This window comes from Nitrincola salilacus (assembly GCF_046271865.1).
Classification (GTDB): domain Bacteria; phylum Pseudomonadota; class Gammaproteobacteria; order Pseudomonadales; family Balneatricaceae; genus Nitrincola; species Nitrincola salilacus.
The window spans coordinates 4,350,315-4,369,691 of the sequence record NZ_CP176580.1; the positions used below are offsets into that span (position 1 = coordinate 4,350,315).

The window sequence follows — 19,377 nt, forward strand, 5'->3', positions numbered from 1 at the left end:
GCAGCATCAAAGTGTTTGCAAATCCTCCTGTTCGAAATCAGATTTCCTGTTTATGTTGAGGGTGATCGGCGCCAGGCGCCGATGTGTCAGTGCCTAGCTCAGTGCTTCACGAGTTGGCAAGCCGTCAACCAGCCGCAGGATGTCAAGCGGATTGGCGTCCTGAAGCGGAGCTGGCAAGTAGGCATCCGGGTAGTTCTGAAAGCACACTGGGCGCAGGAAGCGATCAATAGCGAGAGTGCCGACCGAGGTGCCGCGGGCGTCAGATGTCGCTGGGTAAGGCCCCCCGTGAACCATGGCATCGCAAACTTCGACACCCGTCGGATAACCGTTAAGCAACAGGCGCCCGGCACGATGTTCCAACTGGGCTAGTAAGCCAGCGTGCGCCGCTAAATCGACAGATTCGGCTTGCAAGGTGATCGTCAGTTGGCCGTGCATGAAAGCGAAGAAGTTCGCCAGCGTTTCGGTATCAGGAACGGTAACGATAACCGTGGCTGGGCCAAACACCTCATCCTCCAGCGGATGCTCGACATCGAACAAACAGGCTGATGTGGCACGAAAAAGATGAGGGTATGCCTTAGCTGCTTCAGCCTCACTACCGACCAGTTGGGTCACACCCGGCAGCGCTGCCAGTCGCAACACACCTGATTGGTAATGCGCCAAGGTCTGGCGGTTGAGCATAGTCTGTGCAGGCGTTTGAGCTAAGGTTTCACCTAACACCGCGATGAATTGCTCTGTTGCAGGCGAGTCTACTGCCAATAACAGGCCCGGATTCGTGCAGAATTGTCCACAGCCCATAGTGACAGATGCCGCCAGTTCTGCCGCGATACGCTCACCGCGGACACGCAAGGCTTCGGGCATCAGCCAGACCGGATTGATACTCGACATTTCAGCAAACACTGGGATGGGTTCTGGACGAGCGGCCGCCAGATCACATAACGCACGGCCTCCCGCCAGCGAACCGGTGAATCCTACCGCCTTGATGCCGGGGGCTTGAACCAGATCTCGACCCACACCACTGCCATAAATCATGTTGAACACACCAACAGGCATACCGGTTTTTCGTGCAGCACGCTCGATGGCTTGGCCTACCCACTCGGCGGTGATCATATGACTGGAGTGTGCCTTGACCACCACTGGGCAACCTGCGGCCAGGGCAGAGGCGGTATCGCCACCGGCTACCGAGAAAGCGAGCGGGAAATTGCTGGCACCGAACACAGCGACAGGCCCTAAGCCGATACGCATCTGGCGCAGATCGGGTCGCGGTAGCGGCGTACGCTCGGGCAGGGCCTGATCAATGCGCGCGCCAAGAAAATCCCCCCGCCGCAATACCTTGGCGAACAACCGCAACTGACCGCTAGTACGAGCCCGCTCACCCATAATGCGGGCAACAGGAAGTGCCGTTTCACGCACGACGTCATCAATAAAGTTTTCACCCAGTGCGTCGAGTTCTTCAGCAATAGCATCCAGAAAGAGAGCGCGAGCCTCTGGGGAGCGCTGACGGAATACTGGATAGGCGGCTGATGCGGCCTTAACCGCCTGCTCTACTTCTTCAACAGTAGCCTGATAGTAATGCACGGGATGGGCACTGCCATCGACAGCCGCCAGGCTAGTCAACTCGGCACGGCCTAGCCCACTGCGCTGACCACCGATAAACTGTTGACCGGTCAAAGTGATACTCATACATGTGTCTCCTGATAATTCTGAGCGGGCACTACTGATTGTTTTTTTTACAGCAACTGTTTTACAGCGACAGCTCAAGCATGCGCCGATAATCGTCGACGCTGGCATCCACGGGGTTGGTTTTGTGGCTGTGATCAGCCAATGCTCCGGTGATGATGGTGTCGAACATTGCCGATGTGACGTCCAGTTCGCTCAGGCGGGTCGGCAGTCCCAGGCGTACGGTCATGTCATGCACGGCCATGGCAACGTCAGTGCTGACCGGCAGCCCCATGGCCTGTGCCATGCGTGCCAGCTTGTCGTCCTGAACCATAGTGTCGGCATCGGCATTGAATCGGATCACAGCTGGCAGCAGGATGGCGTTCAGAGTGCCGTGGTGTAACCTGGGATTCAGGCCACCCAGTGAGTGGCTCAAACTGTGCACGCAGCCCAGACCCTTCTGGAAGGCAAGGGCACCCTGCATGGAGGCGCTCATCATGTTCAGGCGCGCCTCGCGGTTGCTGGGCTCACGGACGGCGGTCTCGATGTGAGCCCAGGCACGCCGCAGACCGTCGAGCGCGATGCCGTCGGCAGGCGGGTTAAAGGCAGGGGCCATGAAGGTTTCCATACAATGGGCGATGGCATCCATACCGGTGGCCGCCGTCATGTACGCGGGTAGCCCCAGCGTGAGTTCGGGGTCACAGATGGCCACCTTGGGTACGATGTGGGGCGAAATCACGCCAACCTTGCGGCCGTCGTCCAGAATGAGAATGGCGCCGCGTCCGACTTCGCTGCCAGTACCGGCGGTAGTGGGAATGGCAATAACCGGTGCAGTAGCCGAAGTGATGCGAGCCAGCCCGCCCTCGATCACAGCGAACTGGTGCAGCGGACCTGGGTGCGTCGCGCAGACGGCCACACCCTTGGCTAGATCGATGGGGGAGCCACCACCCAGCGCGATTACGCCATCGCATTCCTGCTCCAGGTACAACGCCACGGCGGCACGCAAGGCGCCTTCACCGGGGTTGGGTGGTGTTTGGTCGAATACAGTAGCGTGTCGCGCCAGCACGTCCTGAATTCGGTCCAGCAGTCCCGCCTGGCAAATACCTTCGTCCGTTACAATCATTGGGCGTTGAATGCCCAGGCGAGTGCATTCGTCTTGCAACAGCGCGATGCTACCGTCGCCGAACTGTACTTGAGTCACATAGTTGATAAGTGCCATATGCTTTCACGCTGTTAGAATTTATGTGAGAATCGGCGGGCGTCGATGCCCCCGTTTTGTCCATGGACTATATCGGAGTGGACTTGGCCTTGGATAATGACAACCGCTGATAGCCGGATAACAAAAATTCATGTCTACATTCACCTCTATCATTTCTCGTATGCGTATGCGGCATCTGCGCTTGCTGATCGCGCTGCATGAATACGGTACGGTGAAGCAGGCAGCCGAGGCGGTGGCATTGACTCAGCCGGGGGCAACCAAAGCGCTGGGAGAAATCGAAAGCATGCTGGGCGTGCAACTATTCCTGCGTACCCACAAGGGGCTGGAAACCACGGATATGGGCCTGTGTGCAGTGCGTTATGCGCGCCTCATCTACACCGACCTGACACACCTGCATGAAGAGCTGGAAAGCATGTTGCAGGGACATGGCGGACGACTTTCGGTGGGGCTGATCATGGGAGCAGTACCGCTGATCTCGACTGCACTCTCTCGGGTGCGCAAACAGCAGCCAGCCATTTCCATCAAAGTGGTGGAAGACACCAGCGCACGTCTGCTAAACCTGCTTAATCAAGGCCGACTCGACGCCGCTATCTGCCGCTCACGCGTCAATCAATGCCAACACCTCTACCATAGCTTGGACATTCATGTAGAAGAGCTGGCCGTTATTTGCCACCCTGGCAATCCGCTCACACAACAGGCAGAGCTGACACTGCGCGATCTGGCAGATACCTCATGGATCGTCTATCCAGCCAGCATGCCTATGCGACTACTGCTGGAGCGCGAATTCCATGAAGCCAATTTGCAGTTTCCGCTTTATCCTATTGAGACCGCTTCGGCCTTCGCCAGCATTTCGATGCTGTGCCACGATCACGAGTCGGTGGCTCTGATGTCGGTTGACGCATCACAGCCCTTCTGCGATGCAGGCATGGTAGCGCGGCTACCGATCCGACTACGCTCTCGCAGCGAACCCTACGAACTGGTTACAAGAAAAGGGGCAAGTCTGTCACCGGTCACGCGCTTGTTTATGCAGGAAGTCACTTACGTCGGCAACCTGCAGGCTGATGCCGAGGTTCATATCGAATCCATTCAAAAAGGGATCTGTTGAGAACACAGCTCCCTTCGGTTGCAGAGAATTATGGAGTTTGCTTCAGTTTAAAATACGACACCGAGCGCAGCAGATCCTTACTCAACTGATTCAGGGATTCAGTGGAGCCTACTGAGGCCTGCGCACGCCGGGTGTTGTCTTCGGTAATCTGGTTAACGTCACTGACGGTATCTGACAGGGCGCTGAACGTGACGTTTTGCTCCTCGGCGGCGGCCGAGGTTTGTAGCGTCCAGTCACGGATTTTTTCCACCGCGTCTACGAAGCGTTGAATGGCTTCACCGGCCTCACTGACTTTGTCGACTGAAGCGACGGACTGATCGTGGCTGTCATTGATAACGCCAACTGCCGTCTGGGTTCCCTGACGCAACTCTTCCAGAGTTTGTTTAATTTCCTCTGTCGATTGCTGAGTACGATGTGCCAGTTGTCGAACTTCATCGGCGACCACGGCAAAGCCTCGACCCTGTTCTCCAGCTCGAGCGGCCTCGATGGCGGCGTTTAGCGCCAACAGGTTGGTTTGCCCAGCAATGGCCTGGATCGAACTGATGATAACGGTGATGTTTTCCGCCTGATTATCGAGTTTCTTGATGACACTAACCGACTGTTCAATATCGCTGGCCAGTTTCTGAATAGCAGTGATGGTTTGGGAAACCGTTTCATTGCCCTGCGCGGCGGCCTTGTTGGCACTCTCAGACATATTCAGGGATTCAACCGCAGCTTCTGATACCTGGCGCGAAGCCGTTTGCAGCTCGCCAATGGCATAGGCGAGGTGCTGCATTTTTTCTTGTTGATTTTCCGCGTATTTAAACCGGGCTTCGGTGTCTTCCATAATACTGTTGGCTGAGCTGCCCAGGTGTCTGGAAAGTTCGACCACCGAGGTGAAAATCTCGTTGAGCCTGGTATTCATCTGACTGACTGCCAGTTTTACTTCATCGACTTCATCGCCATTTTCCTGGGCATCAATCACGCCGGTCAGATCACCACTGGCCAGTTGGCGGGTAATGGCGACCACCGAGTGCAAGTCGCGTTTGAGTTTGCGCAGTACGTAGAACGCCATGGCCGCCGCCAGCAGAATGATCAGCGATATTCCGATCAGCAGGTTTTGTACTGTGCGCTGCTGCGATTCAATCAGATTATTAGAGCGGGCGCTGACCAAGGTGTTGTAGTGCGCAGTAAGCAGATCCATGCTGTCTTTCGCTGGCACAAGGCTCTCTGCCAGTGCGGTTTCGGCGGCGCGGCGTGCGCTGAACTTTTTGGAAATCCAGACCTCAGCTGCTTCGTTGAAAGCGTTTAACAAAGCCGTTTGACGATCCTGCAGGGTACTCATCAACTCTTCCAGCGGCAGGCCGGTGATCGGCACCAAAACATTGTTCCAACTGTTAATAAGCGATGGGGCAAGGTTCATTGTCGCTTCGAGTAATTGTTGTTGGGCGGCTTGAGTGGCTTGTATTGAAGCCTCCAGATCGAGCAAATCGATTCTGCCAGAGAAATACTGTGGTTCCAGTTTAGTGGTTTGATCATATTGCCTATTAAACGTTTGCCAGTGCTCGACTAACTGGCTTTCGAGCTGACGCAACTGAACGTCCGTTTGGCTGTTGGCAATAACGCCGCTAAAACTGGTGACAAAGAGCCCGGCAAGTAAAACCAGTGCAAGAATAAGTGCACTGACCAGCAGGCTGATTTTGTAGGTTAGAGACAGTTTGATCATCGATTGGCCTTTGACTCTGGGGCGATAGCTGATTGGTGGCTGCATCCTCCATGATGGCAACATCAGGTCGCTAATGGTGTATCGTCGAGATTTCCCTTAGTGAATCCTCAGCGAACGCCCAAACTTAAGGTGATGTGAAGGGACTCCTGCCACGCAATAGCATCGCTAACGTCGCCGAACTGTACTTGAGTCACATAGCTGATAAGTGCCATATACTTTCACGCCGTTAGAAATCATGTGCGGATCGGCGGGTGTCGATACCCCCGTTTTATTTATGGACTATATCGGAGTGAGCTTGGCCTTGGATAATGACAACCGCTGATACCCGGATAACAAAAATTCATGTATACATTCACCTCTATCATTTCTCGTATGCGTATGCGGGAGTCTATTCGTGAAGGTTCTTATTAATCTCGACCTACGAGACTGTGCGCAGTCGCATAAAGACTTAAAAATTGAGTGGCAATGGAATGTTTACAAAATGAGTGTCGCTCCAGCTCCTAAAGTGGTGATCCACCATCGCGACCCGAGATAGCCTTGTCCTACACCTGATACAGTGTTATGCGCTATCATTACCTTACCGGAAAGCTCGATTTTACTGCATCACCACAGAGATCCACAAAGAACAAAATAGAGGTGGATAGTATGAGCAGCCAAACTATACGCACAGCGCAATCATCTGCCACAGATGCCCGCCAGGCAGTGGCGGAATTTCATGCGGCTGTGGTTCAGCCAGACATGGCATTGGTAATTTTTTTCTGCTCCAGTGAGTACGATCTTGATGTGCTGACTGCGGAGATGAATCAGCTATTTGCCGGAGTTCAGGTGGTGGGCTGTACAACGGCAGGAGAAATCGGACCAGTTGGCTACCTCGAACATAGCCTGACGGGAGCAAGCTTCCCAACAGGCAGTAACCTGGTAGTCAGCGGACTTCTGGAGAATTTGAATCAGTTCGAGATTGCCAGAGCGCAGAATTTTGTCCAGACCTTGTTGCAGCACCTCGAAAGCAAGGAGCCAAAGGCCAGCTCTGAAAACTCTTTCGCACTGCTACTGATAGACGGCTTGTCCATACGCGAAGAGCCGGCAGCCCATGCGCTGCAATATGCCCTTGGCAAGATTCCCCTGTTTGGTGGGTCTGCGGGTGATGACCAGAAATTCACACGAACCTATGTATTCAGTGACGGGAAGTTCCATTCCGATAGCGCCGTGCTGATCCTGATCAATACGGTTTTTCCCTTCACGATATTCAAAACCCAGCATTTTATTACTACCGATGAACGAATAGTGGTTACGGAGGCAGATTCATCAGAACGCATCGTCAAAGAGATTAACGGACTGCCAGCCGCTGAAGAATATGCGAGGCTGCTGGGGGTCGACGTGCATGAACTCAACTCCATGCGCTTTGCCGCCTCACCCATTGTCGTGATGATCGACGGTACCGACTATGTGCGCTCCATCCAGAAGGCCAACCCGGACGGCAGCCTGACATTGTATTCCGCCATTGAGGAAGGGCTGGTGCTCCGGGTGGCACACGGCGCCGGACTGGTGAGTAACCTGGAGCAGACGTTTGATAAAATTCACGCAGAGATTGGCCATCCTCAACTTGTTATTGGGTGTGATTGTATCTTGCGCAAGCTGGAAGTTACGCAATACGGTTTGCAGGAACGTATCGCGGAAATATTTCTGGCAAACAACAGCATAGGCTTCAACAGCTACGGCGAACAGTTTCGCGGTACCCATGTCAATCAGACGCTGACCGGGGTCGCCATCGGTTCGGTTCGGACTGACGCTGATGTCTAAGCACGTACCGCCAGACGCGAGTACGAGCGTGCAAGCCTTACAGGCAGAGATCATACGTCTGAACAAGATCATTCAGGCTCTGATGAATCGGGCAGAACGCAACGACAGCCTGCGTGGGTCTGATTTCAGCCTGTTCCATACCGCGATCACGCTGGAAGAACAGGTGCACCGCCGCACCATGGAGCTGGAGGCTGCCAGGCTGGAGAACGAAAAAATAACCCGTGACCTGCGTGAGAGCGAAAAGCAAATTCGCCGACTGGCGTTCTACGACACCTTGACGCAACTCGCCAATCGCAGTTTACTGACCGACCGCCTGAAGCACGCGATGGCCGCCAGTGCACGCAGCGGGTGTTATGGAGCGGTGATGTTTCTGGATTTGGACAACTTCAAACCGCCCAACGATATCCACGGACACGATGCGGGCGACTTGCTGCTGATCGAAGTGGCGAATCGTCTTACCGGCTGTGTGCGCAGCATGGATACTGTGGCGCGTATTGGCGGAGATGAGTTTGTTGTCATGCTCGGTGAGCTGGATCAGGATTATGAATCATCCATGGAGCGTTCGGGCATCGTGGCCGAGAAGGTCCGTGCCACAATTGCAGAGCCGTATATTCTGATCCGTACTAAAGATGAAGATACAGCCACAACAGTAGAACATCATTGTACTGCCAGCATCGGAGTCGCGCTATTCATCGACCACCAAGCCAGTCAGGAAGAGATCCTTAAATGGGCCGATCTGGCAATGTATCAGGCAAAGAAAGAAGGCCGCAATATTGTCCGCTACTTTGAACATGCGTCCTAAGCATTAAAGCACGCGCAAACTGAAGTGTTTATTTATTCCGGACACTTCACGAAGGAGACAAATAAGCTACCAACCCATGTTAGAGTTATACACCACAATAAATAGTTGATGACATGAGCAACGCAATTATCGATCCACACCTGCATCTGTTCAATCTTGAACAGGGCGACTATCACTGGCTACGTGATCCCGGCGCACCTGACTGGCCCAACCTTGATCGTATCCGCCAATCTCACACTGAGGCAGTACTCCTGTCAGCCAGCCCCTACCCACTGGCCGGACTGGTGCATATCGAGGCAGGTTTTGATAATGATCAGCCCGTTCGTGAACTGGATTGGCTGCAGCAGGCAATCACCCGTACGCTCTACCGTGCCATCGCCTATTCCCGGATTGATCAGCCCGTTGCCGACTTTGTGGCTGCGGTGCACAACCTGCAGCGACCGGCTCTGGCCGGTATCCGTGATATCACCGAGGGTGAGGATGGTGTCCGTCTGCTGACACCAACCGTTACTGAAAATCTGGCGCATCTGGCTGAGCAAGGCCTTATCTTTGAGGCGCAGTTCAACTGGGAAGATCTGTCAGTTGCCCAGGCTGTTGCTGATTACGCAAAGGCAATTCCGTCACTTAAGCTGGTGCTGAATCACGCAGGACTGCCATTACAGATTGAGGCATGGCAGCGGGGGCTTGAGTTGCTGAGGGAATGCCAGAATATTCGGGTGAAGTTTTCTGGTCTGGAACTGATTAGAGCAACTGCCTCGCCACAATGGCTGCTGCGGACTCTGTTGGAGAGTTTTGGCGATGCCCGCGTCATGCTGGCAAGTAATTTTCCTGTCTGCCATATTACGCAGGATTACGCGTCTTTGTGGCAGGGATACCGGCAACTGGTGTCCGATATCGCAGATGCTCGGCCGCTAAACGATGACGAGCAGGCCGCACTCTGGCAGGCACTGAGTCACACCAATGCCCACCAGTGCTATGGCTTTACCTGATCTCGACTCGCGCCGAGCGCATCACCACTTCATCGTTCAGTTCAATACCGATCCCCGGCGCTTCAGAGACTTCGAAGAAGCCGTCCTTCGGCTGCGGATCCTGAATGCACAGTTCACGGTTCCAGCTTTTGATCGCATAGGTGTGATGCTCATGGATCAGGAAGTTGGGGATCGCTGTTTCCAGATGCAGTGATGCAGCGGTTGCCACCGGGCCACCACAAACATGTGCCTGGATGCGCACATCGAAGATATCCGCATAGTCACACACCTTTTTGGTCTCGGTGAAGCCACCACACAGGCCGATATCCGGCTGCAGCACGTCGATGCTCTGGTCTTCCAGATAGGGGCGTACACCCCAACGGTTATACAGGCGCTCGCCACCAGCGATCGGCACCGCCACCTTGTCGGCCACCTTGGCATGCAGAGAATGGTTCAGATAGTTGACTGGCTCTTCGTAATACATGCAGTCGAACTCACGGGCGATCTCGCCGATCTGGATCGCAGAGGTGGCACCGGGCAGGCTGTGACATTCGAAGATGATATCCACTTCGTCGCCCACCGCATCGCGGATCGCCTGCATGCGGGCACGATAGAGCTTCATCTCACCACGCGAGATGATGTTGGTGCGATCGTAATAGGTGTTGCCATCCTTGTCATACATGATCGGATCGACCTTGACCGCATCATAGCCATCAGCAACTGCCTTCAGCGCAGCTTCGGCATACTGCTCCGGATGTATCAGCGCCTTGAACTCGCTGTCCCAGTCAAACTGCAGTTGCGAGGCATAGGTGCGCAGTTTCGGGGTCACCTTGCCGCCGAGCAGTTGGTAGACCGGCACACCCAGCGCCTTGCCCTTGATATCCCACAGGGCAGTATCAATGGCGCTCATCGCCGAATAGATCACCGGACCGCCACCTAAGCCCCAGAAGCTCTCGCGCAACATACGCGACCAGAGCCGTTCGGTCTGGAAGGGGTCATGCCCGATCAGAAAGGCCTCGGCCATCTCCTTGATCATGGCGGCTGCAGCACTGTGACCCAGATCATAGGCCAGACCTGCCTCACCGACGCCGCTGATCCCTTCATCGGTATGGATACGGACAAACACCGGCGTCCAGGCTGGACGCTCAGGGCAATAGATATCAAATACTTCAACGCGATTAACTTTCATGATGACTCCTACTCTGCAAATCCTGGGTCCAACCGATAGGCCTTGCGCAGCATCGCAGGCCAGGCAAGCTGGCCGCCGGTACTACCGCTGTGCACCACATTGGCCTGGCGGAAAATATTGTCGATGATCGGCTGCGCGATGGGGAGCGCTTCCTGCCCACTGGCCTGGATCGCCAGCTGTACCTCACAGGCACGCTGCAGATCGTAAAAACGCATAAAGGCATCCCCCACCGTCGGCCCCAGCGCCAAGCCACCGTGATTGACCAATAACATATGGTTGTGATGCCCCAGATCCGCCTGCAGACGCGCCTTCTCCTCAGGATTCACCGCCAGCCCTTCATACTGGTGATAGGCCAGTGAAGGCAGTGAGAAGAGTGAGTACTGACTCAGCGGCTGTAGCCCGTTTTTCTGGGTTGCGACAGCGATCGTTTCTTTAGTGTGCAGATGGATCACACAGTGTGCATCCGGCCGCACCTCATGAATCGCACTATGAATCGTGAAGCCAGCCGGATTGATACTGAAGGGTGTGTCGTCAAGGATATTGCCCTGCAGATCGACCTTGACCAGGTTCGAGGCAGTCACCTCGTCAAAACTCAGGCCAAAGGCATTGACCAGATACTGATCCGTTCCCGGCAGTCGTGCCGAAATATGGGTATAGATCAGATCCCCCCAACGGTGATGTTCCACCAGTCGGTAACAGGCAGCCAGATCCACGCGCAACTGCCATTCCGCGTCACTGACCTTACCGTGCAGATCCAGCTTGGGTAGTGCGTTCAAAATCTCCCCCCGGCAAGTCGCTTGCCTGCATTAATGCTTATAGATGTCAGGCAGTCTATGTGAGATGGCAGGGGTGATCAATGGGGCGAGATGGCCGGGCAGATAAAAATGCCAGCCAGCTGTTCTGTAGTCCAGTTCGCTTACTTTTCAGCGCCTTCCAATTCCTTCTCGAGCTGTTCGATGCTCGGCAGGTTGGTTTGCAAGGGTTCGGGTAAAGATTCCAGCAGTTTATATTCAGCAATCCCCATGGGTTGAGTTTTGTCACCCAAAGCATATTCTGCCACCACCTTGTTCTTGCTTTTGCACAGCAACAGCCCGAGTGTCGGATTATCCTGCTCATTTTTCACCTGACGATCCACAGCAGTCAGATAAAATCCCAGTTGCCCCAGATGTTCCGGTTTGAACCTGTCAGCCTTGAGTTCAATGACGACATAGCAGCGCAGTTTGAGGTGGTAGAAAAGCAGATCAATAAAAAACTCATCTCCTCCCACATTAAGCGGAACTTGCCGTCCTACAAAAGCGAATCCTGCTCCCAGCTCTAATAGAAATCGAGTAACATGTTGAACAAGGGCTGACTCAACTTCACGCTCCTGAGCCTCATGGGTAAGCCCCAGAAAGTCGAAACGATAAGGGTCTTTGATGGACTCCCGGGCAAGATCCGATTGGGGTTTTGGCAGACGCTGTTCGAAGTTGGTAATGGCCATACCCTCTCGCTCCCTCAAACGGGTTTCAATCTGCATCACCAGTACATTACGTGACCAGTTATCGTCGATTGCCTTTTGCGCATACCAGAGGCGATCATCGGCCATTTTCAGTTTGTCGAGCAAGGCAATCTGATGATACCAGGGTAATTGTGCAAGCACCCCTTGCACAAATTGAACATCAGGCCAGGCTTCAGCAAAAGCTCGCATGTATTTCAGGTTCCGAGGTGAAAAACCTTTCATCTCGGGGAAAGCAATACGCAAGTCATGTGCCAACCTGTCAATCACTTTTGCACCCCAGCCCTTATTGGCCTGCCGGGTCAGAATATCACTACCGATCTGCCAGTAAAGCAATACCAGCTCGCGATTGACTGCCTGGGAGGCTCGTTGCTGGGCTGAATGGATGAGAGCTTTCAGGTTGGCGATCCAGTCGGTATAACCTTCCGGGGGCTCACTCAGAGATAAAGGCTTGTCATTCATGTTCTACCCTCTATACAAAACAGCGGACTAATGTACTAGGTGTCATCATCAACACTCATGTACATGTTTATCTGAAAGGTCCTGCTGAAAGCAGTCAGGGGCACTATTGTTTATCTCCACGTCATCTTCCAGCACTAAAGAGCACCTGTTGCAGCCGATGAGCCAGCGCAACCAGGAGCTGAGCGATCGGTTTTCGGGGGTGAGCTAAAACCATATAAAAACATAAAGCGGTTAACAACCACTTTATGTTTCTCCCCAGAGGCTTTATGCCACCGGCACCGCCGCTACCACGGAGATTTCAACCAGCAACTCCGGACTGGCCATGCTGGCCTGGACACAGGCACGGGCCGGTGCATAGCCTTCAGGAACCCAGTTGTCCCAGACTTCGTTCATCTCACTGAAGAGTGCCATATCCTTAAGGTAGATAGTGGCAGACAGCATATGCTCACGGCTGCTGCCGACTGATGCCAGCAGTGAGTCAACCTTGGCCAGCATTGTCTGGGTCTGACCTGTGATATCAGCATGACGATCCTCTGCCACCTGACCGCACAGGTAAACGGTGTTGTTGTGAACGACGGCGCGGCTCATGCGTGTGCCGATTTCATGGCGCTGAATGGTCATGGGTATCTCCCTGTAAAAGTGTGAATCTGGAATGCGTGCATCGATTGATACATGCCAGGGCTGCTATGGTAAAGATCCGGGAACGAAACTGGAAGGCAGGATCATGAATCGGGATAAAGAGTCGTGGTAAAGAAACAGGATAAAAAAATGGCCAGAGATGACGATAGCCACCCCTGACCCAGACGAAGAAGACTGTTCTGCTATTCGTGCTCTGCTACTCGTGATCAACTACCGACGCGCAAAACCCCCTCTTCCATCAGTAGTTTCAAAATAGCATCGGCACCCTCGGCTGCCGTAATATCTTTGAGCACCTGACCGCCGCTGCCTTCGGACTTGGCCGCTGCCGCCTTGAAACGATCTCGAGCCGAAGTGGCCTTGATGATTTTAAGGCGTTTCGGGCGTTTACGTGCTGGCTGGATATCCCAGTTTGCCTGTTCAGCATCGACCTGCGCCGTTGCATCAACTTCTGCCAATTCACCACGGCGCGCAGGACCAAAAGCCGACTGGCGTGCCACAGGTGCAGCACTGTCGATCGTCAGTAATGCCGGCAACTTCACCCGCAGACGACGACGCTGGCCACGGGGCAATGCCTGCAGCACCGTAGCACTGCTGCCATCCACCGATTCAATTGCGGCCAGGCCACTGATTAATGGCCAACCAAGCTTTTCGGCCAGCAGATAGGGTAGCAGGCCTGAGCCTTCGCCGGCTTCGGCACGTGAGCCGCACAGAATCAGTTTCGGGCCAAGCTGACGCAAATGTTTTTCCAGCGCGGGCAGCACATCCGATTGCTGCGCCTGCTGAATCAGTGTCATCTGCTGAGGCCCCATACCCAGATAGCTGCGCAGTGCCGGTTCGCTGTTGTCATTCAACTGTCCGGCATGGATCAGTTGTGTGTCGGTTTCCGGCAAAGCCAGGGCCATCTCCAGAGCTCTTGCATCCTGCTCGGCCCGACGCGCACGCCCGGTGAGCGGATGGCTGCCGACAGACAACAACACGGCAATTGTAGTGGCTGCTCCACCTTTCGGAGTCTGCGGGGTACTAAGCAACATTTCGATTCTCCTGCTTCAGTCCATCCACACGTTTGACCAGCTCGGACAGTATCTCGCCTGAATCACCGATCACTGCCAGGTCAGCACGCTTGATCATGTCGCAGCCTGGATCCATGTTGATCGCGATCACCTTATCGCAGCTCTGGATACCCTGAAGATGCTGGATCGCACCCGAAATACCCACCGCCATATAGACGCGTGCCGTCACCCAGGTGCCGGTCGCACCAACCTGACGATCACGCGCCATAAAGCCATCGTCCACGGCAACACGCGAGGCCCCCTCGGTAGCGCCCAGAACGCGCGCCGCCTGATGGAAGCCATCCCAGTCTTGCACACCGTTACCACCCGACAGGATGAACTCGGCCTCGCTGAGGGCAACACTGGCCGGATCGACCGCCACAGCGCCCAGATCCTCAATACGCACCAGTTGCTCCGGCAGAGGCTGTTGCAACTGGATAGCTTGCGCCTCATGACGTGTATCGCTGACCGGCTCGCCGCACTCAGCCAGTGCCAACAGCACACGCGGCAGATCACGGGTAATATCCTGACGACCTGCAGCCCCCCGACCAGTACAACGCGGTGTTTCGCTCTCCATATCCACCTGCCACACCTGCGTAGCCGCCCGCTCACCGATACGTACCGACAGGCGCCGACCGAGATCGCCACCACCCAGACTGGAGTCAGGGAGCAGCCAGTAACGCGGTTTCAGCTCGCGCTCGGCAGCCGTGAGAATGGCGATGCGATACTCAGGGGAGTAACCCTCCAGTGCAACATCTCTGAGCTGCAGCAGTCGGTCGATACCCGCCTCGCCCCAGCTGTCCTCTTTCTGTTCACCGAACACAATCGCCACGACGGCGCCCTGGGCGCTGGCATCTTTATCAGCCATCTGCCGAGCCAGGCCCAGCAGATCACGATCATGCGCCGACAGACGGCCGCCTGCCATATCCGGTACCACCACAATATGAAAGGCAGGCTCGGCAATCAGCACTGTTGTGCGTGTGTCCTGCGCGGCAGTACTGCGCGCCTGCACCTGACCCGGAGCACCTTGAACACCACTGCGATCGATACGTTTGATGCCCGCAGGGCCGATAAAGCCAACCCGATGCGGATCCTTGCGCATCACACCATTCGGGCCCATCCACTGAGTGGGCTGTGCATCACCCATCCCCAGCTCGGCCAGCACGCTGGCATGCTCAGGATGCAGACGATTACGTGCTATCCACGCTTTACGCGGGTCACGACGGATAATGTCACTCATGCCACCGTCTCCTCAGCCTGCGACTTTTTTGCCGTGGCATCCACGGCGTCAGCCTGTTCAATCAGTGCATCGGCAACCAGTTCGGCGATATCTCGGATCTCGGGCCGTGGCTCCACGACACCTTCCAGCATCGCTGTACACTGTGGGCAGCCCACAGCGACCAGCTCGGCACCCGTCTCGCGGATATCTTCCATGCGCATATCAGGGATACGCTGTTTGCCGGGAATATCCGTGATCGGTGCGCCGCCACCACCACCGCAGCAGCGTGAGCGGAAACCGGAGCGCTCCATCTCCGCCACCTCAATACCCAGGGCTCTGAGTACGGCACGTGGCGCTTCATATTCACCGTTGTAGCGTCCCAGATAGCAGGGATCATGATAGGTGACCTTGCCGCCTTTCCAACCGCGCAGATTAAGCTTTTTATCCTCATGCAGTTTGCCGATGAAGGTGGTGTGATGATGAACGACATACTCGCCACCCAGCTCACCATACTCATTCTTCAACACATGGAAACTGTGCGGATCACAGGTAACGATACTGCGGAAGCTGTACTTCGCCAGCGTGGCGATATTGCGCCGCGCCAGGCTCTGGAAGGTCGCCTCATCACCCAGCCGACGTGCCACATCACCACTGTCACGCTCTTCATTACCAAGCACGGCAAAGTTGACACCCGCTGCGCGCAACACCTTGACGAAAGCGCGCAACGTGCGCTGGTTGCGCATATCGAAGGCGCCGTCACCAAGCCACAGCAGCACATCAGTGCGCTTCACTTCAGCCAGCACTGGCAGGTTGAGATCGGCGGCCCAGTTCATGCGTGCCGTCGGAGCAAAACCACCGGGGTTGTCGGTAGCGATCAGATTGTCGATCACCTCGGCACCCTTGTTCGGCGTTTCACCACGTTCCAGCGTCAGGAAGCGGCGCATATCGACGATGGCGTCGACATGTTCGATCATCATCGGACACTCTTCGACACAGGCGCGACAAGTGGTACAGGACCAGAGCGTCTCGGCATCAACCAGCGCCTTGCCCTCGCGTGCCACGATCGGGCTGTGAGCATCACCCTGATGCTCACCTACAGGCTTGCCGGGATAGGGAGAGCCAGCATAGTGTGCATCGCTGCCACCGGCCAGACCGACCACCATATCCTGAATCAGTTTTTTCGGGTTAAGTGGCTGACCCGCCGCAAATGCAGGGCAGACCGCTTCACAGCGGCCACACTGCACGCAAGCATCAAAACCCAGCAATTGGTTCCAGGTGAAGTCAGCCGGTTTTTCAACCCCGAGTGTCGCGTTCGGGTCGTCCAGATTCAGTGGTTTGAGCCCGGTGGATCGACCGCCACCAAAACGTTCGGCGCGACGATGCCAGGCCAGATGCAGTGCACCGGCAAAGGCGTGCTTCATCGGCCCGCCCCAGGTCATGCCGAAGAACATTTCACCCAACCCCCAGACCACCAGCGCTACGAGTAGCAACGCCAGCACCCAGCCACCGAATCCGTGCGGCAGAATACCAGCCGCCGGCAGGGTGATCAGGAAGAACGCCAGCGAAAATGCCATCAGGCTTTTCGGCAAACGCATCCAGGGCCCTTTGGACAGGCGTGATGGCGGATTGACTCGCCGTTTGGCGACAAACAATGCACCCACGAACATGGAGGTGGTCGCGGCCAGCAGCGCCCAGGCCAGGATGCGGCTTTCCAGCTGCAGCCCGTGCACCAGTATCGCCAACACGGCCGCGGCGACAAAGCCACCCGCCGTGGCAACATGTGTGTTGGAGATGTAGCTGTCACGCCCAACCACATGGTGTAGATCCACCAGGTAGCGGCGTGGCATTGCAGCCAGACCCGCCAGCAGCGATACCGGCGAGGACCGGCCCTGACGCCACAGACTGATGCGGCGGACTGCGCCGATCACCGCCAGCGCCAGCGCTGCAAATATCAGTACAGGTAAGATTATATTGAGCATAAGCACACTCTAATCAGAAATCCTTGCACAAACGCAGCGCATCATAGATCGCGGCATGAGTATTTCGCGGAGCCGTGCAGTCACCGATCCGGAACAGCAGGAAGCTGTCACCCTCGGTCGACTCACTCAGGCTCGGCTGAGGCTTGATCGCATAGAGCGACTCGACATCGATCTGCCCCTTGTTCAGCGACTGGTGCTTCAGCGCGTAGTAAAGCGCTTCATCCGGACGCACACCGTTCTCGACCACCACCTGATCAACAACACGCTCTTCCATCTGACCGGTGTACTCGTTTTCCAGCACAGCCACCAGTTGATCACCTTCGCGGTAAACCTTGTGCAGTGCCATATCCGAGCTCAGGATCACCTCTTTGGCATACAGGCTGCGATAGTAGGTCGGGAAGGTAGTCCCGCCCACGGCCGCGCCTGGCTTGATATCGTCGGTCAGCAGCTCAACCTTGGCGCCCTTCTCGGACAGGTAATCCGCGACCGACATGCCGGTGAACTCGCAGATAGTGTCGTAGATCAGCACATTTTTGCCCGGCTCGACCTTGCCATCCAGAATATCCCAGCTGCTGACCACCAGCCCCTCATCCGCACCCCACTCAGGCACCTGTTCTACAAACGGCTTACCACCGACCGCCAGCACCACGATATCCGGGCGCAGATCCTTGATCGTTGGTTCATCAGCATAGGTACCAAGACGCAGGTCCACTTTCAGGCGTGCCAGTTCCAGTTGATACCAGCGGGTAATACCGGCGATCTGATCACGCTGCGGGGCCTTGGAGGCCGTGGTGATCTGTCCACCCAACTGATCCTTGCCTTCAAACAGCGTGACATCATGACCACGCTCAGCAGCAACACGCGCCGCTTCCATACCGGCAGGACCACCACCAACCACAACAACCTTGCGCTTGATCCCTTCAGTTTTCTCGATGATATGCGGCACACCCATGTGCTCACGCGAAGTTGCCGCGTTCTGAATACAGAGCACATCCAACCCCTGATACTGACGGTCGATGCAGTAGTTGGCACCCACACACTGACGGATCTGGTCGATCTGACCCATCTTGATCTTGGCGATAATGTGCGGATCAGCAATATGCGCACGCGTCATACCGACCAGATCGACATAGCCCCCTTCAAGGATACGCTGTGCCTGGTTCGGATCCTTGATATTCTGCGCATGGATCACCGGCACCTTGACCACTTCCTTGATGCCAGCAGCCAGATGCAGGAAAGGCTCCGGCGGGAAGGACATGTTCGGAATCACGTTGGCCAGTGTATTGTGTGTATCACAACCGGAACCGATCACGCCGAAGAAATCGAGCAGGCCGGTGGCGTCATAATAGGCCGCGATCTGCTTCATATCTTCGTGCGTCAGACCATCGGGATGGAACTCATCGCCACAGATACGCATACCCACGGCAAAGTCACGCCCCACTTCAGCACGCACCGCTTTCAATACTTCCATACCGAAGCGCATGCGGTTCTCGAAACTGCCGCCCCACTCATCAGTACGCTTGTTAACACGTGGGCTCCAGAACTGATCGACCAGATGCTGATGCACTGCCGACAGCTCCACACCGTCCAGACCACCCTCTTTGGCACGACGTGCCGCTTGAGCGAAGTCACCGATAACGCGCCAGATCTCCTCCTCCTCAATCGTCTTGCAGGTGGAGCGATGCACTGGCTCGCGGATACCGGAGGGTGACATCAGGGTGGACCAGTCATAGCCATCCCAGCGTGAACGACGACCCATATGGGTGATCTGAATCATGATCTTGCCGCCATGCTTGTGCACGGCATCGGCCAGATTCTGGAAGTGCGGGATGATCCGGTCGGTGGAGAGGTTGACCGAACTCCACCAGCCCTGTGGGCTGTCGATGGAGACAACAGAGGAACCACCGCAGATGCACAGACCGCATCCGCCCTTGGCTTTCTCTTCATAATATTTAACGTAGCGATCCGTTGTCATACCGCCATCGGTGGCATACACCTCGGCATGTGCAGTACTGACCACGCGGTTACGGATCGTCAGGTTACCGATCTGGATCGGCTGGAAAATGGCATCAAACTGGGACATGACTCAC

Annotated in this window: 15 protein-coding genes; 4 read left to right on the forward strand and 11 right to left on the reverse strand. The window is 55.5% G+C overall.

The features are described from left to right. Nucleotides 1-93 precede the first annotated feature (93 nt). The gene (locus tag ACK3CJ_RS20045; RefSeq protein ID WP_409523965.1) at nucleotides 94-1,680 is read right to left on the reverse strand and encodes an aldehyde dehydrogenase (NADP(+)); all 1,587 of its coding nucleotides are present in this window, start codon (nucleotides 1,678-1,680) and stop codon (nucleotides 94-96) included. 61 nt (nucleotides 1,681-1,741) lie between these two features. After that, nucleotides 1,742-2,875 (reverse strand): iron-containing alcohol dehydrogenase, encoded by a 1,134-nt coding sequence (locus ACK3CJ_RS20050; protein ID WP_409523966.1) that lies wholly within the window; start codon nucleotides 2,873-2,875, stop codon nucleotides 1,742-1,744. A 130-nt stretch (nucleotides 2,876-3,005) separates the two neighbouring features. Between ACK3CJ_RS20050 and ACK3CJ_RS20055 the strand changes: the two genes are divergently transcribed. Next, a complete protein-coding gene (locus ACK3CJ_RS20055; protein WP_409523967.1) occupies nucleotides 3,006-3,980 on the forward strand; it encodes a LysR family transcriptional regulator in 975 nt (324 codons plus the stop codon). A gap of 28 nt (nucleotides 3,981-4,008) precedes the next feature. Here ACK3CJ_RS20055 and ACK3CJ_RS20060 read toward each other — a convergent pair whose 3' ends face one another. Further along, on the reverse strand, nucleotides 4,009-5,685 hold the full coding sequence (locus ACK3CJ_RS20060) for a methyl-accepting chemotaxis protein (RefSeq protein WP_409523968.1): 1,677 nt from the start codon (nucleotides 5,683-5,685) through the stop codon (nucleotides 4,009-4,011). Between the two features lie 645 nt (nucleotides 5,686-6,330). Between ACK3CJ_RS20060 and nosP the strand changes: the two genes are divergently transcribed. The 3 genes from nosP (at nucleotide 6,331) to ACK3CJ_RS20075 (ending at nucleotide 9,276) form a co-directional block, all read left to right on the forward strand. Next, nucleotides 6,331-7,485 carry a nitric oxide-sensing protein NosP gene (nosP, locus tag ACK3CJ_RS20065; protein ID WP_409523969.1) on the forward strand — a complete coding sequence of 385 codons (1,155 nt, stop codon included), beginning with the start codon at nucleotides 6,331-6,333 and terminating at the stop codon, nucleotides 7,483-7,485. Next, nucleotides 7,478-8,287 (forward strand): diguanylate cyclase domain-containing protein, encoded by an 810-nt coding sequence (locus ACK3CJ_RS20070; RefSeq protein WP_409523970.1) that lies wholly within the window; start codon nucleotides 7,478-7,480, stop codon nucleotides 8,285-8,287. Before nosP ends, ACK3CJ_RS20070 begins: the two co-directional genes overlap by 8 nt. Nucleotides 8,288-8,400: 113 nt before the next feature. Next, complete coding sequence (locus tag ACK3CJ_RS20075) at nucleotides 8,401-9,276, forward strand: amidohydrolase family protein (protein WP_409523971.1); 876 nt, start codon at nucleotides 8,401-8,403, stop codon at nucleotides 9,274-9,276. Here the strand turns inward: ACK3CJ_RS20075 and ACK3CJ_RS20080 are convergent. From ACK3CJ_RS20080 to dgcA, 8 genes are all read right to left on the reverse strand, one after another. Next, the gene (locus ACK3CJ_RS20080) at nucleotides 9,269-10,444 is read right to left on the reverse strand and encodes a mandelate racemase/muconate lactonizing enzyme family protein (RefSeq protein WP_409523972.1); all 1,176 of its coding nucleotides are present in this window, start codon (nucleotides 10,442-10,444) and stop codon (nucleotides 9,269-9,271) included. The two genes, ACK3CJ_RS20075 and ACK3CJ_RS20080, sit on opposite strands and share 8 nt — an antisense overlap. A gap of 8 nt (nucleotides 10,445-10,452) precedes the next feature. Further along, nucleotides 10,453-11,220: a class II aldolase/adducin family protein gene (locus ACK3CJ_RS20085; protein ID WP_409523973.1), complete on the reverse strand. Its 768-nt coding sequence runs from the start codon at nucleotides 11,218-11,220 to the stop codon at nucleotides 10,453-10,455. Between the two features lie 140 nt (nucleotides 11,221-11,360). After that, the gene (locus ACK3CJ_RS20090) at nucleotides 11,361-12,401 is read right to left on the reverse strand and encodes a PDDEXK nuclease domain-containing protein (protein ID WP_409523974.1); all 1,041 of its coding nucleotides are present in this window, start codon (nucleotides 12,399-12,401) and stop codon (nucleotides 11,361-11,363) included. A gap of 264 nt (nucleotides 12,402-12,665) precedes the next feature. Beyond that, a complete protein-coding gene (locus ACK3CJ_RS20095) occupies nucleotides 12,666-13,022 on the reverse strand; it encodes a RidA family protein (RefSeq protein WP_409523975.1) in 357 nt (118 codons plus the stop codon). Between the two features lie 224 nt (nucleotides 13,023-13,246). Beyond that, the gene (locus tag ACK3CJ_RS20100; RefSeq protein ID WP_409523976.1) at nucleotides 13,247-14,071 is read right to left on the reverse strand and encodes an electron transfer flavoprotein subunit beta; all 825 of its coding nucleotides are present in this window, start codon (nucleotides 14,069-14,071) and stop codon (nucleotides 13,247-13,249) included. Beyond that, on the reverse strand, nucleotides 14,061-15,329 hold the full coding sequence (locus ACK3CJ_RS20105; RefSeq protein WP_409523977.1) for an electron transfer flavoprotein subunit alpha/FixB family protein: 1,269 nt from the start codon (nucleotides 15,327-15,329) through the stop codon (nucleotides 14,061-14,063). Before ACK3CJ_RS20105 ends, ACK3CJ_RS20100 begins: the two co-directional genes overlap by 11 nt. Continuing rightward, nucleotides 15,326-17,287 (reverse strand): (Fe-S)-binding protein, encoded by a 1,962-nt coding sequence (locus tag ACK3CJ_RS20110; protein WP_409523978.1) that lies wholly within the window; start codon nucleotides 17,285-17,287, stop codon nucleotides 15,326-15,328. The genes ACK3CJ_RS20105 and ACK3CJ_RS20110 overlap by 4 nt, the downstream gene beginning before the upstream one ends. 13 nt (nucleotides 17,288-17,300) lie before the next feature. Beyond that, nucleotides 17,301-19,370, reverse strand: coding sequence for a dimethylglycine demethylation protein DgcA (gene dgcA / locus ACK3CJ_RS20115; RefSeq protein ID WP_409523979.1), 2,070 nt, complete (start codon nucleotides 19,368-19,370; stop codon nucleotides 17,301-17,303). Nucleotides 19,371-19,377: the final 7 nt, after the last annotated feature.